Here is a 22,809-nt window from a genome sequence, read left to right as displayed (position 1 = left end):
GTATTATAAATGGTATAATAAAGAGTATTAGATTTTCTTGTGAAGGAGGTAAGAATGAATCCTTCTTTTTCTCATATAAAAATGGTAGCCATCGATTGTGATGAGACGTTAGTTCGAAGTGATAATACAGTTTCTGCGTATACAGTTGATGTATTGCATCGCTTGCAGCAGAAGGGAATTGGTATAACAATTGCAACTGGACGCATGTATCAAACGGCAAAACCAATTGGATTAGCATTACAACTTGGTAATGTTCCTATGATACTGTTCTCTGGTGGTTTAATCCAGGAGTTAGAAACGGGATATAAGCTATTTGAACAAACTGTTCCTATAGATGTCGTATATCGTGTTTTTCAACTCGGTCAACAATATAGTTGGCATATACAATCGTACGTAGATGATCATTTACTGTGTCATCATAAAAATTGGCAATCCGATCATTATGAACAGCAAACAGGGGCTGTAGCTGAGTTTTTAGGTGATACAATTTATACACTTTCCACGGAACCTAATAAGCTTATTGCTATCGATACAGAAGAGGGCATTGATCGAATTATTGATATCTTGACCCCATTAGTTGGTAATCAAGTTACATTAGTGCGTAGTCAACGAGATTTCCTCGAAATCACTGCACCGAATGTATCAAAAGGGCGTGCATTAGCTCAATTAGCTCTAGATAATAATCTTAGTCTTGAAAATATAGTTTCCTTTGGAAATGCAGAGAACGATATTTCTATGTTAAGTGAAACGGGATATTCGGTAGCTGTTTCAAATGCAACAGAACATGTAAAATCTGTGGCTCATGAGGTATGTGGTCATCATAATGAAGATGGTGTAGCTCACTGGATAGAAAAGAATCTTTTATAATGGAGTAAAACTATGGAAGCATTTCGTTTATTAATTGTTACAGGCATGTCTGGTGCCGGCAAAACTCAGGTTCTACAAGCATTAGAGGATATGGGCTATCTATGTATTGATAATATTCCTCCTATACTGATTCCTAAGCTAAGTGAAATTTGTCGACAAGGTGGAGAACGTACAAACCGTGTAGCTTTAGTTGTAGATATTCGCGGTGGTGAATTCTTTGAAGCCCTTTCATCATCTCTTGAAACATTAAGAGAAATGAAGGTAGATTATGAAATTGTCTTTATGGATGCTACAGATGAGACGTTAATTAGACGATATAAAGAAAGTCGTCGTAGCCATCCGTTAGCTCCAGATGGAATGATTACTACAGGCTTAAAAGAAGAGCGTCAAATTTTAAATTCTGTACGTCATAAAGCAGACTTTATTATTGATACAACTAATATGAAGACAGCTAGCTTGAAAGAGTATTTAAAAACTCGCTTTACTCAAGTAGACGAAGGTCATGGCATGTCTATTACAGTAGTGAGCTTTGGTTTTAAATATGGAATCCCTTTAGATGCTGATATGGTTTGGGATGTTCGATTCTTACCAAATCCATTCTATATTCCAGATTTCCGTCATAAAACAGGCCGTGTAAAAGCTGTTAATGAATACATTCATTCCTTTGAGGTTACAGAGGAATTTAAAAAGCGATACTTTGATACCATAGATTTTCTTGTGCCTAATTATGAGCAAGAAGGGAAATCTCAATTTATCGTGGCTGTAGGTTGTACTGGCGGTATGCATAGATCTGTAGCTATGGCAGAAGCATTATATTCCCATCTATTAGAAAAGGGGTATCGTGTTTCTGTAGAACATCGAGATATGATGAAAAATAATGTAGAAGAAGATTATAATCCTCATGAAATTAAAACACTTGGTAACTAGATAGGGGTTCTTATGTTGCGAAAAAGATGGTTTCGGTGGCTTATACCGGGCCTAAATATAAAACGTTGGCTTGCCCTATTTAGTTGTGGTGTAGGTCTTTTAATCATTGGCATTTCCTTGATGTTTAACTATCAATGGCTTGCCGTTCTTGAAGATGTTGTACTGGCCTTTTCCTATAATATGACGGGCTTTTACAATTATAATGTGCTCATTGCTGTGGGTGCAGTTATATTATCGATTGGCGCCGTTCTAATGCTAATCGGCACTAGTAAGGTTATTAAAACGATTATTCGTGCTGTATTGCCTAATCCTGATAGTAAGGTATCAGATATTATCTTCCAAAATATACGACTTGATAAAGGTCCTAAAATTGTTGTTATCGGCGGTGGTACAGGATTGTCTAACCTATTGCGTGGATTGAAAACACACACATCTAATTTATCAGCTATTGTTACAGTAGCTGACGATGGTGGTTCATCAGGTCGTTTACGGGAAGATTTTAAAATGATTGCCCCTGGTGACTTACGAAACTGCTTGGTCGCATTAGCAGAACAAGAAGGGGTTATGGAAAATCTTTTCCGCTACCGCTTTGAAGGGGAAAATGAGCTATCTGGTCATAGTTTTGGCAATCTCTTTATTACAGCACTTGCTCAAGTATACGATGGCGATGTGGAGGAAGCACTTGAAGCAGCTAGTAAATTACTACGTGTACGCGGTCGTGTAATTCCTTCATCTACAGAGTTCATTAAATTGGTAGCTGAGATGACAGATGGTACCATTGTAGAAGGTGAAAGTAATATTCCAAACTCTGGTAAAACCATTCGCCATATGTATAGCGAACCGGCGCAACCAAAGCCGGAAGGTGCTGCGTTACGTGCTATCGATGAAGCAGATGTCATCATTTTTGGACCTGGTAGTTTATATACAAGTATCATTCCAAACTTGTTAACTGATAAAATTGCATCTCATATACGTGCTAGTAAGGCAAATAAAATTTATATTGCCAATGTTATGACTCAACCTGGAGAAACTTCAGGTTATACGCTTAGTGATCATGTGGAGGCACTCATCGCTCATGGTGGGGAAGGCATTGTAGATACTGTACTGGCAAACGATGGTCCACTACCAATTCAAATGGTAGAACAATATAGTGCCGTAGGTTCAGAGCCTGTAGCATTAGATACTAAGAAACTACAAGCTAAAGGGATTCGCACGATTCGGGCTACTTTAATTAGTCCGAAAAAGCCAGCTGTTCATGATCCAGAACGGTTGGGTAAAGTAATTATGGATATTGTTCACGCCATGCAATCGGATACTGAACCACATATCTTAGAGTATTATCTCCAACGAGATGATCATTAATGAGAAGGGATACCTATGTCATTTGCTGAAGATGTAAAAAATGAATTATGCCAATATGAATCCTCTAGTGATGCAGATGTGGCCATGAAAATTGAAGCGTCTTGCTTATTGCGCATGGGTGGATCTATCATTCTAGGGATGAAGGGCGCTGTTGGTATTAGATTAGCTACTGCAAATAATGCAGTAGCTCGTCGCTTGTTAGGCATTTTAAAGAAACAATATGAATTGCCTACCAATGTATTAGTACGACAAGGGCTTAACTTGCGTAAGAAAAATATGTACACCCTATCTGTGGAGCCATCCATAGAAGGGCGACAGGCTTTAGAAGATCTTGCTTTATGGCCTGTAACCGAACAAATCCCTCGTAGTTGGCTTAAATCCATGGAGGCACGACGTGCCTTTTTACGAGGTGCCTTTTTAGGTGGAGGCTCTGTTAATAAGCCACAAAGTGATTATCATCTTGAGTTTATGACCGGTAATGAGAATTTTGCAAAGGAAATTATTCACGTATTGCGGTTCTTTCACATTCATGCAGGATTGACGGAGCGTAAAGAAGAATATGTGGTATACCTTAAAGAAGGCGACGCAGTAACGAATTGCTTGCAGATTATGGGGGCTCAATCAGCCTTGATGGAGTTTGAAAATGTGCGCATTATGAAGACTGTGCGAAATCAAATCAATCGGCAAGTAAACTGTGAGACCGCTAATTTACAAAAGGTTGTAGATGCTGCAGTACGTCAGGTAAAAGCAATTCGAATCATCGATAGAGAAATTGGCATTGATGCATTGCCTGACAAGTTGAGGATTGTAGCCAGACTGAGATGGGACAATCCAGAAGCGAGCTTAAAAGAGCTAGAAGAATTGATGGATGGCGAATTATCCAAGTCGGGTATTGGCCATCGTTTAAAGAAAATCGAAGCATTAGCACTTACGTATGACCCTATGGGGCTTGAAGAAATATAGAGGTATTAATATATGTTTTCTTATAAATCAAAATATTGTGTAGCTGCGGCCATGGCCGCCATGGCTGCGCTTACAGGACATGTAGAGGCTCGTGATATAGATTTACAATCAATTGGATATTTTCAGTTTTCTCCGTTGCCACCAAGCTTGGTGTCTCAAACGGATACATTGCTATTATCGGATAGCCCTGAATATGTAGGACCAGTAGGCGGTACACTTAGTGCTGGTACTATTAATGGGAATGGCCGCATTTATTTTTATCACGTAAATGAAATGGATCAGCCCCATAAGATTGCTATCGTACTAGAAAATCAAACGGCATATCCTAATACTGTTCATGTAATGAGACAGTTAAAATCTGTGGCAACGCCAGATTATTTTGCTGCTGGTCGCGATTTATCCCGCAAGGATTTAGAGCATCCTTTAGATGAAAGTCCAAATGCGAGACCATTATACTCCCTAAGCATTCCTCCCCAAGGGCGTCAATTAATCTTTACTGATTTGGAAAATACACCGGTATATCAAGATGCGTTATTTACAGGCATTGTAGATATTAAAACAGAGGAGCCAATCTTTGCCCGCGTTATGATGCTACCTATGGGCATGGATGCCGTCGATGCATCACATTGGGCTAAGAACTTACCTATTGATGAAATTCAATTGCGCGGTACATATACTGGTTCAAAGCGTAATATGGAGGTCACTACACCTTTTGATACAGCTTTAGGCGGTGCTTTTGTTGAAGTTGGTAACGACCGTGAGGATGCCTTTATCAATGGTGTAGATGAAATGCAAAATAAAGCATTTGTTCGTGACCGTGGTAACTATGGTGTTTCATACACTTTAAAAATTCCTACAAAGGGTAATGAACCGTTTAGATTGTATTTTAACCCTCTTGGTGGGCCATATTCTGGCTCCTTTACGGTAAAAGCACTTCATCAACAAGGTGCCCGTAGAGGTCAAACCGATACGCGTACCTATCATATCGGTGGTGCTGATGGGATTACTGCACTAGGGGACGGTACTATATTAGATAGCCGTCTTATGGGTAATTATAATGCAGGCGATTTGTTAACATTAAACTTCATGCCGGCAGGTGCATCTAATTTGCCAATACGATTCTTATTGATTCCTGAATCTCTTGCAAATCCGCAAAAACATCAGACTATTGCGGTCAATGTACCAAAAGATGTAACAGATAGTTTGGGGCATCCAACGCAAAGTGGTACACAAATTCCTGTAGGTCCTATCAATGGTAAAGATACTAATAAGGGGACTGTAGATACATCTAAATCTACTATGACTCCTGCAAAACAGGCAGAAACAATTGCTCACGAAGAAACAAAAAAATTGAGTGATAAAGCAGCTGCTGATGCTAAAAAAGAGGCACAACTTAAAAAAGCGAAAGAAGCTGAGGAAGCATTAGCTCGTAAAAAAGCGGAAGAAGCTAAATTAGCTGCCGAAAAAGCAGAAATAGCACGCAAGGCTGCAGAAGCTAAACATGCTGAAATTGAGCGTAAAATGGCTGAGAAAGCTGAAGCTGATCGTAAGGCTGCCGAGTTGAAGGCTGCTCAAGAGGCGCAAGCTGCTAAAGACAAAGCGGTCTTAGAAGCGAAAAAGGCTGAGGAAATGCGACAAGCAGAAGAGGCTAAACGCTTAGAGGCAGAAAGAAAAGCTGAGCTTGATCGAAAGGTAGCTGAAGCTCGTAAGGCCGAAGAAGAACGTAAAGCTGAAATGGCGCGTATTGAAGCTGCTAGAAAGGCGGAAGCCGATCGTTTAGAAGCAGCACGTAAAGCGGAGGAAGCTCGTGTAGCGGCCGAAGCAAAACGTCTTGAAGAAGAACGTAGAATTGAAGCGGCTCGTATTGAAGCAGCACGAAAGGCAAAAGAAGCTAGACAAGCCGCTGAAGCTAAGGCTCGTTTTGAAGCACAACGGGCAGCAGAAAAGGCTGCATTAGAAGCTAAAAAAGCTGAAGAAGAACGCTTAGCTGCAGAAGCAAAAGCTCGCTTAGAAGCACAACGAAAAGCAGAACAAGAAGCATTGGAAGCTCGTCGTGCCGAAGAAGCACGTAAAGCGGCCGAAGCGAAAGCTGCATTAGAAGCCCAACGTGCAGCTGAACAGGCTGCGTTAGAAGCAAAACGTCAAGAAGATGCACGTAAAGCGGCCGAAGCGAAAGCTGCATTAGAAGCACAACGTATTGAAGCAGCAAGAAAAGCTGAGGAAGCGCGTCGTGCCGAGGAAGCGCGTAAAGCCGAAGAGGCTAGAATTGAAGCAGCCCGTAAAGCAGAGGAAGCTCGTGTTGCAGCAGAAGCTAAACGTGCTGAAGAAGCGCGTAAGGCTGAAGAAGCTCGAATTGAAGCGGCTCGTAAAGCTGAACAAGCTCGTTTGGCAGAAGAAGCACGAAAAGCAGAAGAAGCACGTCGTTTAGAAGCTGCTAGACTTGAGGCACAACGCAAGGCTGAACAAGAACGTCTCGAAGCGGCCCGTAAAGCCGAAGAAGCTCGCGTTGCTGCTGAAGCAAAACGTCAGGAAGAATTACGTAAGGCCGAGGAAGCTCGAATCGCAGCTGAAGCAAAACGGGCAGAAGAACTTCGTAAGGCTGAGGAAGCTCGAATCGCAGCCGAAGCGAAACGTGCAGAAGAAGCTCGTAGAGCAGAGGAAGCTCGTCGCATAGAAGAAGCTAGACGAGCAGAAGAAGCGCGTAAAGCCGAAGAAGCTCGTATAGCTGCTGAGGCACGTAAGGCTGAACAAGCTAGATTGGCTGCAGAACGAGCAGAAGCTGAACGTCAAGCAGCAGAGGCAAAACGTATTGCTGAAGAACGCTACCAAGCTCATTTAGAAGCGGAACGCAAAGCAGAAGAAGCTCGTCAACAAGCACTTGCACAAGCTGAAGTGGAACGTAAAGCAAAAGAACGAGCTGAAGCAATTCAACGTGTCAAAGAACAGCAAGAAAATGCTCGTCGTCGTGCAGAGCTTGCACGTCAACAAATTGAGGCAGAACGTAAGGCTGCTCAAGCGGCTAAGACAGGACCTTCCTTCAGTGAACTTGATGACGTCCACGAAGATACTCCTTCCGTAACGATTCCGAATGCTGTATCTATTGATGAATTGACTAAACCAAGACCGACTGCATCTCAAAATACACGTCGTCGTGATCAACGTCAACCTCAGCATAATCAACAATATGCACAACAGAATCCAATGACTTATGATCAACAAGGTCAAGCTCCATATGGTTCACAGCAAGATCAACAAAATGATGATCAAAATCCACCAAGATTATATCCTATGAATCGATAATCCATGATCATAATAATAAAAACTAGTAATGTCTAATTATAGGTTTTGGGGATTCGGATAATGATGTAAGTATAGAGAGGACAAGCCACTTTACTGGGCTTGTCCTCTTTTTAAAATACTTATGAACTTTCGCTTTTACATTGACTTTCAAGGGCAGATTCAGTACAATAAATAAAGAAAATGCACCTATGGTACGAGAGACCATTGCATATTACAAAACCTTTTAATTTAGTCCAGAGAGGCTGAGAAAGGAATATAGTTGAAGCGCCCCCATAAGGGCTTCTTTGTGCAAACTATTTGACCTTTTGCCCTGGGCAAAAGGTCTTTTTTGTTACGTGAGTTAGGAGGAAATCATGGGACAAGTTAGCCTAAAAGGCAAACATTTATTGGGTTTGCAAAATGTGTCACCTGAAGAAATCAAATTGATTTTGAATGTGGCAAAGAAAATGAAGAAAATCGTTCTTTCTGATGATAAGAAGGTTCCACTTTTAAAGGGGAAATCCATTATTAACCTCTTTATGGAACCTAGTACTCGTACCCGTAGTTCCTTTGAATTGGCCGGTAAATATTTAGGGGCTGACGTTATTAATCTTTCTCCAAGCGGTTCTTCCATGGGGAAAGGTGAAAGCTTCCGCGATACCTTGCTAACTATGTCCTATATGGGCACAGATGCTATCGTAATGCGTCATAGTGCAGAAGGGGCTCCTCTATACGCCACAAAAGCAGTAGATCCTATCATTATCAATGCTGGTGATGGTGCTCATGAACATCCTACACAAGCTTTGCTAGATATGTATTCTATCTTAGAGAAAAAAGAATCCATTGAAGGCTTAAAAATTGTTATCTTAGGCGATATTATGCATAGCCGTGTAGCAAGATCTAACATCTACGGCCTTACTAAAATGGGTGCTAAAGTACATTTGGCTGGTCCTCGTACTATGGTATATCCAGAGCTCGAAAAATTAGGTGTTACCGTACACCACGATATTCGTGAAGCAGTGGCTGATGCAGATGTGGTTAACGTACTTCGTATTCAATTAGAACGTATTCATTCTGCGTTGTATCCTACAAATAGAGAATATGCACGTATCTTTGGTATTAACAATGATGTATTGAAATTGGCTAAAGATGATGTGATGGTAATGCATCCAGGTCCTATGAACCGTGGCCTTGAAATTGCACCAGATGTAGCATATTCTGATCAATCCGTAATTCAAGAACAGGTACGTAATGGCGTAGCTGTACGTATGGCTGTATTGTACTTAACTATTATCGGAGGTGACGGTAGTGAGCTTGCTTATTAAAAATGGTACGGTAGTTAATCCGGCAAAAAAACAAAACGAAGTAGCAGACGTTCTCGTAAAAGATGGTAAAATTGCAGCCATCGGTCAAAACTTAAGTGCTGAAGGCGCTGAAGTATATGATGCAACAGGTCTTATCGTAGCACCTGGTCTTATCGATATTCACACACATTTGCGTGAACCAGGCCAAGAAGCTAAAGAAGATTTCCACTCTGGTACACAAGCGGCTGCTGCTGGTGGTTTCACACGTGTAGTCACTATGGCTAATACAAACCCAGTTGTAGATAATGCTGCACTTGTAAGAGGTTTACAAAAACAGGCTGAACTCACTGGCGTTGTGAAAGTAGAATTTATTGGTGCTGTATCCAAAGGCCTAGAAGGTAAGGAACTTGCTGAAATGGGCGATATGGCTGAAGCTGGTGTAGTAGCATTCTCCGATGATGGCCATTATGTAGAAAATGCTGCATTTATGCGTCGTGCCTTAGAATACTCCTCCATGTTTAATAAAATGGTTATCGACCATGCAGAAGATATTACATTGACTAAAAATGGTCATATGCATGAAGGTATCGTTTCCTATGAACTAGGTGTTATTGGTCGTCCTGCAGTAGCTGAAGATTTGGCGGTTGCTCGTGATATTTTATTATCTGAAATGACAGGCGGTCACATTCATATTGCACACGTAAGTAGTAAAAATACAGTGGACATGGTTCGTCGCGCAAAAGCAAAAGGTCTTAATGTAACATGTGAAGTTACAAGCCAACATTTATCTTTCACAGATGAATATTTACGCGAATACAATCCAGCGTTTAAAATGGCTCCTCCAATTCGCTCCGAAGATCATCGTCAAGCATTATTAGAAGGCTTGAAAGATGGCACAATCGATGCAATTATTACAGACCATGCACCGCATGCATATGAAGAAAAAGACCATGAGTTCTGCTGTGCTCCTAATGGTTTCAGTGGTCTCGAAACATCTTTAGCAGCGGTTATTACCAATGCGTATGGTCCAGATAAACTCAGCATTGACCAAGTTGTGTACTATATGAGTACACGTCCAGCTGAATTAATGCGTCTTGATGCAGGTGTTCTTGAAGTTGGTAAACCAGCAGATATTACTGTATTCTCTACAACTGAAGAATGGACAGTAGATCGAAATAAATTCTATACAAAAGGCAAAGTCAGCCCATTTGATGGTATGACTGTTACAGGTAAGGCCAAACTCACAGTAGTTGATGGTAAAGTAGTTATGAAGGAGGGCGTAGTCTTATAATGAAAGGCAAGTTAGTTCTTGAAGATGGTTCCGTGTTTGAAGGTTCCTTATTAGGTGGCGCTCCTACATTAGGGGAAGTTGTATTTAACACAGGTATGACAGGGTATCAAGAAATCTTGACTGACCCGTCCTATGCGGATCAAATTATTACATTAACATATCCTTTGATCGGTAATTATGGTACATTGAATGCTATTACTCAAGGCCCTAAACCATATTGTAAGGGCTTTATCGTAGGAGAACTGTGTGATTTCCCATCTAACTGGCAAAATGAAGGCTTATTTAGCGAGTATCTTCGTTTACACGGCATCCCTTGCCTTTATGATGTAGATACACGTGCTATTACACGTGTACTTCGTAACCATGGCGTAATGAAAGGCGTACTTGTACGTTCTGATTATCCTATGGAAGATATTCAAAAATTATTTAAACAAGACTTGCCAACAGATCAAGTTATGCGTGTAACTACAAAATGGCAAGGTATGCGTGGCGATAAAAATGCAGAGTTCCATGTAGCTGTAATGGACTATGGTGTAAAGGAAAATATCCTTCGCTCTTTAGAAGCAGCTGGTTGTCGTCTAACAGTATTCCCTGCAGATGCTAAGGCTGAAGATGTATTGGCAGCAAATCCAGATGGTGTATTCTTATCTAACGGCCCTGGAGATCCTCAAGATCTTGGCTATGCTGTAGAAGAAGTAAAGAAATTATTCGGTAAAAAGCCTATCTTCGGCATTTGCATGGGCCATCAAGTATTGGCTCAAGCCTATGGTGGTACAACATTTAAATTAAAATTTGGTCACCGTGGCTCTAACCATCCAGTACAAGATTTACGTACAGGCCGCGTATATATTACATCTCAAAATCATGGCTATGCAGTAGATGATACTTCCTTGCCAGATTTTGTAGAAATTACACATCGCAGTGTAAATGATGGTACTGTAGAAGGTATGCGCCATAAAGAATTGCCTATCTTCTCTGTACAATATCATCCAGAAGCATCCCCAGGACCTACTGATAATCTATATTTATTTGACGAATTTGAAGACTTAATGAGAAAGGGAAAATAATATGACCACAGAAGCAAAAAAAGTACTTGTAATTGGTTCTGGTCCAATTATTATCGGCCAAGCTGCAGAGTTTGACTATGCTGGTACACAAGCATGCCGTTCCCTTCGTGAAGAAGGTTATAAAGTAGTATTGGTTAACTCCAATCCTGCTACAATTATGACCGATACAGATATTGCAGACCGCGTATATGTAGAACCGATTAGTCTTGAATTCGTAACAGAAGTAATTAAAAAAGAACGCCCTTGGGGCTTATTGGCTACATTGGGTGGCCAAGTAGGTCTTAATATGGCCGTACAATTGTCTGAAGCTGGCGTATTAGAAGAATACGGTGTAAAACTTCTAGGTACAACACTTGAAGCTATTAAACAAGCAGAAGACCGTGAACTCTTCAAAGAAGCGATGAAGGAAATCAATCAACCAGTTCCTGAATCCGATATCTTTAACGACCTTGAAGAAGCGGTAGCCTTTGCTAATCGCATTGGTTATCCTATCATCATCCGTCCTGCTTACACATTGGGCGGTACTGGTGGTGGTATTGCGCATAATGAAGATGAAATGTATGAAATCACACGTCGTGGTTTGAAACTTTCACCAATTCACCAAATCCTAGCAGAACGTTCTGTAGCAGGCTGGAAAGAAATCGAATACGAAGTAATGCGCGATAGTGCAGATAACTGTATCATCGTATGTAATATGGAAAATATCGATCCTGTAGGCGTACATACTGGTGACTCCATCGTTGTGGCACCAAGCCAAACATTAAACGATATTCAATACCAAATGCTTCGTACTGCTTCTGTAGAAATTATTCGTTATTTGAAAATCGAAGGTGGTTGTAACGTACAATACGCGTTGAATCCAAATAGCAATGAATATATCGTTATCGAAGTAAACCCTCGTGTATCCCGTTCCTCTGCATTAGCATCTAAAGCAACTGGCTATCCAATTGCGAAGGTAGCTGCAAAAATTGCAGTAGGCATGACATTGGATCAAATTACAAATGCTGTAACAGGTGAAACAAAAGCATGCTTCGAACCTACACTTGACTATGTAGTAACGAAATTCCCACGTTGGCCATTTGAAAAATTCAATTTGGCAGACCGCACATTGGGCACTCAAATGAAGGCTACTGGCGAAGTTATGGCTATCGATCGCTCCTTGGAAGGCTCCTTGCTTAAAGCAATTCGTTCCTTGGAAATTGGTTTAGACCATATTGAGCTAAAGAAAATCTCTCATGAGTCTATGGAACAATTGATTGAACGTTTACATTTAGTAGATGATGAACGTATCTATGTTGTAGCAGAAGCACTTCGCAAGGGCATTAGTGTAGAAAAAATTCACTACATTACAAAAATTGATACATTCTTTATTGAAAAAATCAAAAACATTGTTAATGTAGAAAAAGCATTGGCTGAACATGGCTTAACAGAAGAAGTATTGCGCAAAGCAAAACGCTATTCCTTCACTGATTCTGTTATCGCCCGTTATGCTAATACAACAGTAGAAGAGGTTCGTGCAAAACGTAAAGAATGGAACATTCTTCCAACCTATAAATATGTAGATACATGTGCTGCAGAATTCGAATCTAAAACACCGTACTACTACAGTGCGTATGCACAAGAAGACGAAGTTAAACCACTCGGTGAAAAATCTGTTGTCGTACTTGGTTCCGGTCCAATTCGTATAGGTCAAGGCGTAGAGTTTGACTACTGCTCCGTACACTCCTCCTGGGCACTTCGTAAAGCGGGTTATCAATCCATTATGATTAACAATAACCCAGAAACAGTGTCTACAGACTTTGATATTTCTGATTCCCTGTACTTCGAACCATTAACAGTGGACGATGTAATGGAAATCATCGATAAAGAAAAACCAGCTGGCGTTATTGCTCAATTCGGTGGTCAAACAGCAATTAACTTGGCAGGTCCATTAGCTAAGCGCGGTGTCAAAATCCTCGGTACGTCCGTAGATAGCATCGATATGGCAGAAGACCGTGAACGCTTTGATGAATTGTTGGCAAAACTTGGTATTCCACGTCCAGTAGGTGCGCTTGTAACCTCTGATGAAGAAGCACAAGCAGCAGCTAAAAACTTGAAATATCCATTGATTGTACGTCCTTCTTATGTATTGGGCGGCCGTGCTATGGAAATCGTATACAACGATAAAGAACTTGATGTTTACATGAAGGAAGCCGTAGTTGCATCCAAGGAACATCCTGTTCTTATCGACCGTTACATGGTTGGTATGGAGGTAGAGGTTGACGCTATTTCCGATGGTACTGACGTATGTATTCCTGGTATTATGGAACAAATCGAACGCGCTGGTGTTCACTCTGGTGACTCCATGGCCGTTTATCCAGCTCAACATTTGAGCCAAGAATTGATTGATCAAATCGTGGACTATACACGTCGTATTGCAGTAGGCCTTAATGTTAAAGGTGTACTTAATATTCAATATATCGTGGCTGACGGTGAACTTAACGTAATCGAAGTTAACCCTCGTTCTAGCCGTACTGTACCTTTCATTTCTAAGGTTACAGGCATCAATATGGTAGAATGTGCAACACGCATTGCTCTTGGTGAAAGCTTAAAAGATTTGGGCTTGCCACTCAGTCTTGTACCTAATAAACCATATGTAGCTGTAAAAGCACCTGTATTCTCCTTCTCCAAAATGGGCCTTGTAGAAATCGCTCTTGGACCTGAAATGAAATCTACTGGTGAGGTTATGGGGATTGGTCGTACATATTCTGAAGCATTGTTTAAAGCTATCAATGGCGCCAACATGCGTATCCCAGAAGATGGTACAATTCTTATGACCGTAGCAGACCGCGATAAAGAGGAAGCTAGCCAATTGGCAAAAGGCTTCATTGAATTGGGTTACCATATCGAAGCAACTGGAGGTACTGGTAAATACTTCAAAGAACATGGTGTTGACTGCAAGGTAGTTAACAAAATCTCTGAAGGTGATGACAACTGTGCTGACCACATTCGTCAAGATAAAGTAGATCTTGTACTTAACACATTGACTGCAGGTAAACGCCCTGAACGTGAAGGCTTCCAATTGCGTCGCCTTGCTGTAGAAATGGGTACACCTTGCTTAACAAGCCTTGATACAGCTCGTGAAGTATTGCGCGTTGTAGCTAACCGTAAAGATGATGCTAACTACAATGTAGAAGCATTACAAGATTTTGAATTGGAGTAAAACCATGAGTGGCTATGTAGAACAGGGCGAAGTCGTTCGCAATGAGCAAATAGGCTCTGATGTGTGGATTATGGATATTCACGCACCAAAACAAGCAGCAGAAGCAAAGGTAGGACAGTTTTGTAATGTTCGCGTAGCGGACTCTACGGCGCCATTATTGCGTCGCCCTATTAGCTATGCTGGATTCGATGCACAAAAGGGTATTATTACCCTTTTGTATCGCGTCGTAGGTAAGGGGACTGAAATTATGACACGTCTCGTACCTGGCGATACACTAGATTGTTTAGGACCTTTAGGGGAACCATTTGTAACATCTAAGAATATGCTTCTCGTTGGCGGTGGCGTTGGTATCGCACCAATGCTATGTATCGCATCCCATTTGAAAGAAGGGGAAGAGGCACAAGTTATTCTTGGTTTTAGAAATGAAAGCGAAACCTTCTGGGCAGATCTATTCAAAGATACGCCTGTTAAAGTACACATCACGACTGATGATGGTAGCGTAGGTACGAAAGGGTTCCCTACAGCAATCATGCCTGATTTGATTAAAGGCAATACTTTCACATCTGTTATGACTTGTGGTCCTACACCGATGATGAAAGGTGTGGCGCAAGTAGCTAAAGAGCTCAACGTACCTTGCCAAGTATCTCTTGAAGAACGCATGGGCTGTGGCACTGGTGGTTGTTTAGGTTGTGCTTGTGATGGAGCAGGTGGCAAACGTTACAAAGTTTGTAAAGATGGTCCTGTATTCCCAGCTGAGGAGGTGTTCTTTTAATGAGTGAACGCGATTTAAATAACACCGTTACGCCTAATCCTAAGCTTGCTGTTGATTACTGCGGTATTAAGATGAAAAATCCTATTATTGCCGCATCTGGCACCTTTGGTAATGGTCCTGAGTATGCTGGTTATTTAGACCTTAGTAATGAAGTAGGTGCTATTTCCGTAAAAGGTTTAACACCTAAAGGTCGTCACGGCAATCCTGGAACTCGTATCGCAGAAACACCGTCTGGTGTCTTAAACTGTATTGGCCTTGAAAATCCTGGGGCAGAACATTTTGTAACAGATATTTTGCCAGACCTCAAGAAATACGATGTACCATTGTTAGCGAATATGTCTGCTGGAACGGTAGAGGAATTTGCATGGATGGCAGAAACTCTATCCGTAGATGGTATTGCGGGCCTAGAGGTTAATGTATCTTGTCCAAATGTTGCCTGTGAAGGCATGGCTTTTGGTGTAGATCCAAAGGTTGTAGAACAAGTAACTAAAGCTGTTCGTAAGGTAACAGATAAGCCTGTTATTGTAAAACTTTCACCGAATGTAACCGACATTGTGGAAATCGCAAAGGCTGTAGAGGCTGGTGGTGGTGATGGGGTAAGTCTCATCAATACCATTCTTGGTATGGCTATAGATATCCATCGCCGTAAACCTGTATTGGGTAATATTTATGGTGGTTTATCTGGTCCAGCTGTAAAACCAGTAGCACTTCGCATGGTGCACCAAGTGTATAAAGGCGTTAATATTCCTATTATGGGCCTTGGTGGTATTATGACTGGTACTGATGCTATTGAATTTATGATGGCTGGTGCTCAAGCAGTTCAAGTTGGGGTTGCTACGATGGTAGACCCAACAGCTATTTCTCGTATTGCTCGAGAAATGGGCGATTATGTGGAACAATATAATCTTAACAGCATTACTGATATAGTAGGTGCTGTCCATCAAGGATAGTAAAAAGAAGACCTAGTACATTATGTACTAGGTCTTTTTGTATGTATTGTATTAATGTTCATAACTGTACAAAATCTCATACGATAAGTTATAAATACCATACTATATGAATTAGTATAGTGTGGCTTATACATATGCTTTGTAGAAATCAATAAATTGCTGTGCTACAGGGGATAAGGCATGCCCTTTGAGAGTAATAAATGCTTTTTTAAAATCTCCTGAAAATTCTGGCAACTTGATACGGGCCATTTTACGATGGTTAATAAGCTCTTTTGCATCCATAGGAACTAAAGAAACAGTTCTACCAGAGGATGCCCATTCGATGGCAGAGCTCTTAGTTGTAGTGATGGCAACAGCATTCAGTTGATCCATGTCCGTTAAACTAGATTGCATAATCATTCGCACAGATCCACCAGAAAGGGATAATGGACACTTTTTGATATCATCCCATGTGATGGTATCATGTTCACGACCTATCCAGAATACATCACGACGGAAGATAGCATATAAGTGTTCCTCTTGGGTGAGAAGGATATCAAATTTATCAGTATCTACCATTTGAATATTTGCAATTCCTAGCTCTGCATTACCGTTAATAAGTTGATTGACCACATTAGTCATTAGTCCTTCGTAGATTTCGAAGTGAACTGATGGGTATTTCATGGAAAAGGCTGGTAAATATTGTTGCACGATTGGTGTAGAGCGAGATGCAGAGGTAGCGATTCGCAACGTACCTTCAATACGTGAGTTCAACTGTTGTACAGCATTATATGTAGATTCTTCAATGGAGCATAGTTGTTGGGCTTTTTCATAGAAAATTTTACCAGCATCAGTTAGTTGTAAGTTTGATCCTCGTTGGCCGCGCTTGATATTGATGAGTTGAGCTCCAAATTCAGCTTCTAAATACTTTAATTGTTTACTTAAAGCTGGTTGTGTAATATGAAGAATCTCTGCGGCCTGCGTCATATTGCCCGTTTGAACGAGGGTAATAAAATTGTGGTAGTAAGATGTATCCATAGAATCTCCCTATTATACACAAAATAAGATAAATAAAAATTATAACGAACTAAGTAACAGTAATTTCACATTTGATAAAATAGCGTATATACTATATTCATCAAGGAAAGAGAAAGAATAATGTGTTTAAAATAAACTTTCTATCCTTATCACAATTTTTAATATAATAACAGTGATTGAGAAAGTAGGTACTATCATGGGCGTAGTAAAAAGAACATTAAGTAAAGCAATTCGTAACTGGGAAGCACGTAGATTAATGACTGCACATAATGCAGGTGTTAGTCGTAAAAAACAACTTGAACGCGTATGGCCTCATCCATTAACTACAGAAAAACGTCATGAACTTGCTCAAGGCGTAAGTGGCTTAGTTCATAGCGAAAACTAATTACTATGTGTGTATCAGTTAGATTATTGTTCTAGCGGTAGTACCACTTCAATAGAATCTAATATAGTACAAGTAGCAGCTCCATGACTCATGTCTTGGAGCTCTTTTTGTATGCGCTCCACATCAGTAGGTGGCACTAAGATGGTTATATCTACATGCTCACCAAAGTTTGCTTCATAATGTAATTTTTGATCTTGCACATATCTTTCAATGGCTCCATACAAGGAATAGTCGATGGTAGCCTGCAACTGAGTTCGTGTTGTGTGTAGTTCTTTAGGGGCAAGACGTAAGGTTTCTGCAACGGAGTGTGAGTATGCACGAATCAAACCACCTGCACCTAATTTGATACCTCCAAAATAACGAGTTACTACGACCGCTACATTGGTAATACCTGTTTTTTTGAGTACTTCTAGCATAGGTTTACCTGCTGTACCAGAAGGTTCACCATTGTCGGAAGACCGTTGTTGCTCTTGCTTTGGGCCTAATGCAAAGGCAGTACAATTATGGCGGGCATCCCAGAATTCTTTGTTGATGCGGTTAATAAAAGCTTGCGCTTCCTCTTCTGTAGAACAAGGGTATACAGTTGTGATAAAACGTGATTTCTCCACAACATATTCATGGCGAAATTCCTTCGCTACCGAAGTGAATTCTACTATAGGGCTTATTGATTCACACATACACTCACCTCCTTTAGAATCAAAGTTTATGTTTATTCATCATCACTTTATTATAATCTATTTTTTTATACTATGTATAGGTAGTAGGAGACTAATTCCCCTAGAAAAAGGAAATAACCCTCTAGATTTGGTAGGATATTGACGTAATGAGAATTTATGTTATTATGGAATAGAGACGTATGAATGAATACTCATGTAAAAGTGTTCATATATTAAATCATTCGTGTTTATAAAATATTCTGTTAGTGATGTATGATATGTATACTATGAGTTTATGACTTATATAGATATATAGGACATATATCTTTGAAATTCTAGTAGAAAGAAGTGATATGATGAGTAAGAAGAAACAAGAGTTTGATATTACAGGTATGCACTGTGCTGCTTGTGTAAAGCGCGTTGAAAACGTTGTTTCAAAGATAGATGGTGTAGAATCTGTAAAGGTTAATCTACTCACTCGAAAGGGGAGCGTAGAATACAAAGATGGTTCTACTGTAGAACCACAACAAATTATCGATGCCATTACGAATATTGGTTTTGGCGCTGCAGAAGCAGATGAAACAAAACAAGAAATAGAAAAGGTTAATTTAAAACCTCATATTACGCGTCTTATTATTGCTGCTTGTATGGCCGTACCGATGATGATTAACATGACATTACATCGTTTTGGCATTCAAGCCTTGCCAGTATGGGTAGAGTTCATTCTTGCTACCATTGCTCAGTTCGGCCCTGGCCTTATGTTCTATAAGAGTGCGTGGAGTGCGGTAAAGAATGGCGCCCTTACCATGGATGTTCTCGTTGTAATGGGTACGACTGTTGCTTATCTATTCAGTATTTATAATTGGCAGTTCCATCCAGAACTTGGGCCTCATGGCATTTACTTTGAAACCTCAGCTTGGCTCATTACATTCATTCTTCTTGGCAAACTTTTAGAAGAAATTGCCAAGGGGCGTACCTCTGAAGCACTTCAAAAATTGATTGCCTTGCAACCAGCAACAGCTCATGTATTGCGTGACGGTGAGTTTGTAGATATTCCTACATCTAAGGTTGTAGCAGGTGATATTTTACAAGTTCGTGCAGGCGAAAAAATTCCAGTAGATGGTACTATTACTGAAGGCTATTCTACTGTAGATGAAGCTATGCTTACCGGTGAAAGTTTGCCTGTAGAAAAACAAGTGGGATCTGATGTTATCGGTGCGACTATTAACTTGAGCGGTGCTTTCACAATGGAAGCAAAACGTATCGGCTCTGATACAATGCTCTCTCAAATCATCAAGGTCGTAGAGGAAGCGCAAACCTCTAAAGCAAGCATTCAACGTATTGCAGATATTGTTGCTCAATATTTTGTGCCTGCCGTTATTGGCCTTGCTGTTTTGACCGGCCTCGTATGGTACTTCATTATGGGCGACTCTATTAATGTAGCTCTCATTAATGCTACAGCAGTGCTTGTTATCGCTTGTCCTTGTGCACTTGGTCTCGCTACACCAACATCTATTATGGTAGGCTCTGGCTTAGGTGCGGAGCATGGTGTTCTCATCAAGAGTGCAGAATATCTTGAAAAAGCTGGTAAACTCGATGCCATCGTTATGGATAAAACTGGCACTCTTACACAAGGTGTTCTCGATGTAACGGCTTTCAAAAATTATAATGGTGATGAAAGTATAAATATGTCCCTAATGATGGCCCTTGAAAGTGGTACATCGCATCCAATTGCAAAGGCCATGGTTTATTATGGCGAAGATCATGGTTATAAAGGTAAAGCTGTAGAACTTGAAAGCTTTGGTGATGTACCTGGTAAAGGTTTGCAAGGCGCTTATCAAGGCGTGTCGGTACAACTTGGCCATAGCCGATGGATGTCTGAATTAGGTTATGATTTAAGTGCAGTACAAGATGATATTTTACACTATGAAGAACAAGGTGCATCTGTATCCGTTCTTGCTGTAGATGGCGTTATCAGTGCATTATGGGCTGTAGAAGATGAATTACGTCCAGAAACAATTGATGTTGTAAAAGAATTACATGCTCAAGGTATTGATGTGTGGATGCTTACAGGTGATAATCGTCGTACTGCCCAATATATTGCTAAACAAGCAGGTATCACTCATGTAATTGCAGAAGTATTACCTCAAGATAAGGCTAGCAAGGTAAAAGAGTTGCAAGATAAAGGCCTTGTAGTGGGGATGGTTGGTGATGGTATCAACGATGCACCAGCTCTTGTAACTGCAGATATTGGTTTTGCTATCGGCAGTGGTACCGATATTGCTGTAGAAGCAGCAGATATTGTTCTTGTAAGAAATGACTTACACACACTAGTACAAGCAGTACGCCTCAGCCGTAAGACAATGACTAATATTAAACAAAATCTATTCTGGGCATTGATCTTTAACTGCATTGGTATTCCATTGGCTGCTATCGGTGCATTAAATCCTATGATTGCAGGCACAGCAATGGCATTTAGCTCTGTAACCGTTGTGGGTAACTCTCTTCGTTTGAAACGAGCTAAGATTTAATTTAATTTGTATCTTATAACATATAATATGTGATAGAGTTGATTAAAGTTTATAAAGCACCTATACCATGGTATAGGTGCTTTATTTTAAATCTGACTATATATTTAAATCCTATGAAATTAGTGTTTTTAGACAGAGTGAGATTTGTTATACTAAATATAGTTATTCAGCTAAAAGAGAGGAGCTAGATTATGAAATTAAAGACGCGCGATATTGTATATATAGGATTTATTGCTGCCTTATGTGCAGTAGCAACAACAATTCGCATCGAAATACCAGGTGGTGCTATGGTTCATTTAGGATCTGCCGCATTATTTACATCATCCATTCTATTTGGTGGTTTATATGGTGGTTTAGGAGCGGCCATTGGCTCCGCATTATTTGATCTTTTTGGTGGTCATACACAGTATATTGTATTCTCGTTCTTTATTAAAGGTATTGCAGGTCTTATTGTTGGCGGTATGACAGCAGGCTATTTGCCACCATCCATTACAAAGCCAACAGCATCCTTCACACGTATTTTGATCGCTTTAATTATTGGCACAATTTGGACTGCCTTTGGTTATTTCCTTGCATGGTGGTTTGTTCTTGAAAGTGCAGCTGTAGCGGCAAGTAAAATTCAATATTCTTTGATTACCAGTGCAGCCGGTATTGTGGTAGCTATCGTATTGACACCTAAATTGCAATCTGTAGTTCGTAGATTATTTACAAAGAACTAAATAGAGTAACTAATGATAAATTACTAAAAACTATATATTGCTAACTAATAACTAATAATCCAAAATTGATCATTAGGTATAAATAAAAGAGTCTCCCTTAACTTATGTATTCAAGTTAAAGGAGACTCTTTTATTTATTATATTAGATTATGTAGTTACTATTCTTACCTAGAAATTACAGAGATCATTTAAATTTTCTGCCATTGTAGGATGTGTGAAGATTTGGTTCTTGAAATATGTATACGGAATGTTGTTATCCATAGCTACTTTAATCATGTTAATCAATTCTTCGGCACTTTGGGAATAGAGTGTAGCACCGAGGATTAAATTGCTTTCCGCATCTACCACAATTTTGAAAGCCCCTTTAAGGTTGTCATTTACATGAGCCCTTGGCATAGTGGCTACAAGCATTTCCTTCGTTTTAACAGTGTAACCTTTATTAATAGCATCCTCTTCTGTAAGACCAACACGAGCGAGTGGAGGTGTTAAGAAGGTGGTGTAAGGAATGTTTTTGCGATCTTTTAATGTATAGTGACCATTACCTGTAAGGGCACCAAATACGATGCGGAAGTCATCGAGAGAAATGTAGGTAAATTGCGGACCACCGTTTACATCGCCTACAGCATATACACCTGGAACGGAGCTTTCACAAGTATCATTTACTACGATTGCACCGCGTTCATTAGTAGTAATATCCGTGTTTTCTAAACCAATATTTGTAGTATTCGGTCTGCGACCTGTAGCATAGAGAACAGCATCAAAGGTATAGTTTTCATTATTAGCAGTGATAACAGGCTTGTTGCCGTCATTAGATACAGAATTTAGTGTAACAGAGTTTAAAATAGTAATGCCTTGTTCCGCTAAGTATTCATTAGCTAATTCTTGAACGATAGGTTCTTCGTGTTTTAAAATGTTAGCCTCAATATTGAATACAGTAACCTTTGTACCTAGTTTAGCGTATAGGCTAGCAAATTCTAGGCCAATAGGACCGGCGCCAATAATACCTAATGTACTAGGTTGAGGGGATAAATGTTGAATTTCTGTACTATTATAGAAACCTGATGCGGTATCGATACCATCAATGTTAGGTTTAATGGCTACAGCCCCTGTATTGATGATAATTGTGTCACCAGATAAAACAATTTTATCTTCCCCAGCTGTGACATCGATTTCTTTATTACTAATGAATTTGCCATGTCCAGTATATACATCGACATGTTCATTTGTATCTAACATACCGAAGTTTTTATTACGTAAACGAGATGTAACAACCTCTCGTTGGTTTAGTACTTGATCGTAAGATAAGCCTTTAGATGCGGCCACAATCATCGTCTTAGTAGGAATACATGCAATATTAATGCATGTGCCACCATACATGAGTGGATTTTCTTCAATCATGGCAACGGCTTTGCCCATAGAGCCAAATTTAGCAGCCAATGTTTTACCAGCTTTGCCGAAACCTAGGACGATAAGATCATAATGTTTGGTATTCATACAATACCTCCTATCTTTTATAT

The 22,809-nt window shown here is 40.1% G+C and carries 17 protein-coding genes; 14 read left to right on the top strand and 3 right to left on the bottom strand.

Features of this window, described 5'->3' with window-relative positions:
* Positions 1 to 54: 54 nt before the first annotated feature.
* From QZ334_RS01490 to QZ334_RS01440, 11 genes are all read left to right on the top strand, one after another.
* Positions 55 to 867 carry a Cof-type HAD-IIB family hydrolase gene (locus QZ334_RS01490; RefSeq protein ID WP_295231341.1) on the top strand — a complete coding sequence of 271 codons (813 nt, stop codon included), beginning with the start codon at positions 55 to 57 and terminating at the stop codon, positions 865 to 867.
* Between the two features lie 12 nt (positions 868 to 879).
* Positions 880 to 1,794 (top strand): RNase adapter RapZ, encoded by a 915-nt coding sequence (rapZ, locus tag QZ334_RS01485; RefSeq protein ID WP_295231339.1) that lies wholly within the window; start codon positions 880 to 882, stop codon positions 1,792 to 1,794.
* Positions 1,795 to 1,806: 12 nt separating this feature from the next.
* On the top strand, positions 1,807 to 3,156 hold the full coding sequence (locus QZ334_RS01480) for a gluconeogenesis factor YvcK family protein (RefSeq protein WP_295231336.1): 1,350 nt from the start codon (positions 1,807 to 1,809) through the stop codon (positions 3,154 to 3,156).
* Between the two features lie 15 nt (positions 3,157 to 3,171).
* Positions 3,172 to 4,119 carry a DNA-binding protein WhiA gene (whiA, locus tag QZ334_RS01475; RefSeq protein WP_295231333.1) on the top strand — a complete coding sequence of 316 codons (948 nt, stop codon included), beginning with the start codon at positions 3,172 to 3,174 and terminating at the stop codon, positions 4,117 to 4,119.
* 12 nt (positions 4,120 to 4,131) lie between these two features.
* Positions 4,132 to 7,419 (top strand): ATPase, encoded by a 3,288-nt coding sequence (locus QZ334_RS01470; RefSeq protein ID WP_295231329.1) that lies wholly within the window; start codon positions 4,132 to 4,134, stop codon positions 7,417 to 7,419.
* 353 nt (positions 7,420 to 7,772) lie between these two features.
* On the top strand, positions 7,773 to 8,723 hold the full coding sequence (locus QZ334_RS01465) for an aspartate carbamoyltransferase catalytic subunit (RefSeq protein ID WP_105090313.1): 951 nt from the start codon (positions 7,773 to 7,775) through the stop codon (positions 8,721 to 8,723).
* Complete coding sequence (locus QZ334_RS01460) at positions 8,707 to 9,993, top strand: dihydroorotase (RefSeq protein WP_039969456.1); 1,287 nt, start codon at positions 8,707 to 8,709, stop codon at positions 9,991 to 9,993. Before QZ334_RS01465 ends, QZ334_RS01460 begins: the two co-directional genes overlap by 17 nt.
* Positions 9,993 to 11,060, top strand: a complete 1,068-nt coding sequence (gene carA / locus QZ334_RS01455; RefSeq protein ID WP_060924922.1) for a glutamine-hydrolyzing carbamoyl-phosphate synthase small subunit — start codon at positions 9,993 to 9,995, stop codon at positions 11,058 to 11,060. The genes QZ334_RS01460 and carA overlap by 1 nt, the downstream gene beginning before the upstream one ends.
* Before the next feature lies 1 nt (position 11,061).
* Positions 11,062 to 14,262, top strand: coding sequence for a carbamoyl-phosphate synthase large subunit (carB, locus tag QZ334_RS01450; protein WP_295231326.1), 3,201 nt, complete (start codon positions 11,062 to 11,064; stop codon positions 14,260 to 14,262).
* 4 nt (positions 14,263 to 14,266) lie between these two features.
* A complete protein-coding gene (locus QZ334_RS01445) occupies positions 14,267 to 15,034 on the top strand; it encodes a dihydroorotate dehydrogenase electron transfer subunit (protein WP_295231323.1) in 768 nt (255 codons plus the stop codon).
* A complete protein-coding gene (locus QZ334_RS01440) occupies positions 15,034 to 15,984 on the top strand; it encodes a dihydroorotate dehydrogenase (RefSeq protein WP_105090316.1) in 951 nt (316 codons plus the stop codon). The genes QZ334_RS01445 and QZ334_RS01440 overlap by 1 nt, the downstream gene beginning before the upstream one ends.
* A 126-nt stretch (positions 15,985 to 16,110) precedes the next feature.
* On the opposite strand, the gene QZ334_RS01435 is transcribed toward QZ334_RS01440, so the two are convergent.
* Positions 16,111 to 17,001, bottom strand: a complete 891-nt coding sequence (locus QZ334_RS01435) for a LysR family transcriptional regulator (RefSeq protein ID WP_295231319.1) — start codon at positions 16,999 to 17,001, stop codon at positions 16,111 to 16,113.
* Between the two features lie 196 nt (positions 17,002 to 17,197).
* Here QZ334_RS01435 and QZ334_RS01430 point away from each other — a divergent pair, with 196 nt between their 5' ends.
* On the top strand, positions 17,198 to 17,386 hold the full coding sequence (locus QZ334_RS01430) for a hypothetical protein (protein ID WP_227720963.1): 189 nt from the start codon (positions 17,198 to 17,200) through the stop codon (positions 17,384 to 17,386).
* Positions 17,387 to 17,409: 23 nt separating this feature from the next.
* Here QZ334_RS01430 and QZ334_RS01425 read toward each other — a convergent pair whose 3' ends face one another.
* Positions 17,410 to 18,063: a YigZ family protein gene (locus tag QZ334_RS01425; RefSeq protein WP_295231313.1), complete on the bottom strand. Its 654-nt coding sequence runs from the start codon at positions 18,061 to 18,063 to the stop codon at positions 17,410 to 17,412.
* Between the two features lie 335 nt (positions 18,064 to 18,398).
* Here QZ334_RS01425 and QZ334_RS01420 point away from each other — a divergent pair, with 335 nt between their 5' ends.
* Entirely contained in the window at positions 18,399 to 20,573 is a 2,175-nt protein-coding gene (locus QZ334_RS01420; protein WP_295231345.1) for a heavy metal translocating P-type ATPase, read from the top strand.
* A gap of 191 nt (positions 20,574 to 20,764) precedes the next feature.
* The gene (locus QZ334_RS01415; protein WP_213467066.1) at positions 20,765 to 21,292 is read left to right on the top strand and encodes an ECF transporter S component; all 528 of its coding nucleotides are present in this window, start codon (positions 20,765 to 20,767) and stop codon (positions 21,290 to 21,292) included.
* Between the two features lie 168 nt (positions 21,293 to 21,460).
* Here the strand turns inward: QZ334_RS01415 and QZ334_RS01410 are convergent, their stop codons facing one another.
* Positions 21,461 to 22,786: an FAD-containing oxidoreductase gene (locus tag QZ334_RS01410; RefSeq protein ID WP_295231310.1), complete on the bottom strand. Its 1,326-nt coding sequence runs from the start codon at positions 22,784 to 22,786 to the stop codon at positions 21,461 to 21,463.
* Between the last annotated feature and the right edge of the window lie 23 nt (positions 22,787 to 22,809).

Origin of the sequence: Veillonella sp., assembly GCF_019414865.1 — a bacterium.
GTDB lineage: Bacteria > Bacillota > Negativicutes > Veillonellales > Veillonellaceae > Veillonella.
The sequence above is the reverse complement of the archived record's forward strand: the minus strand, read 5'-3'. Positions and strand labels throughout refer to the sequence as shown.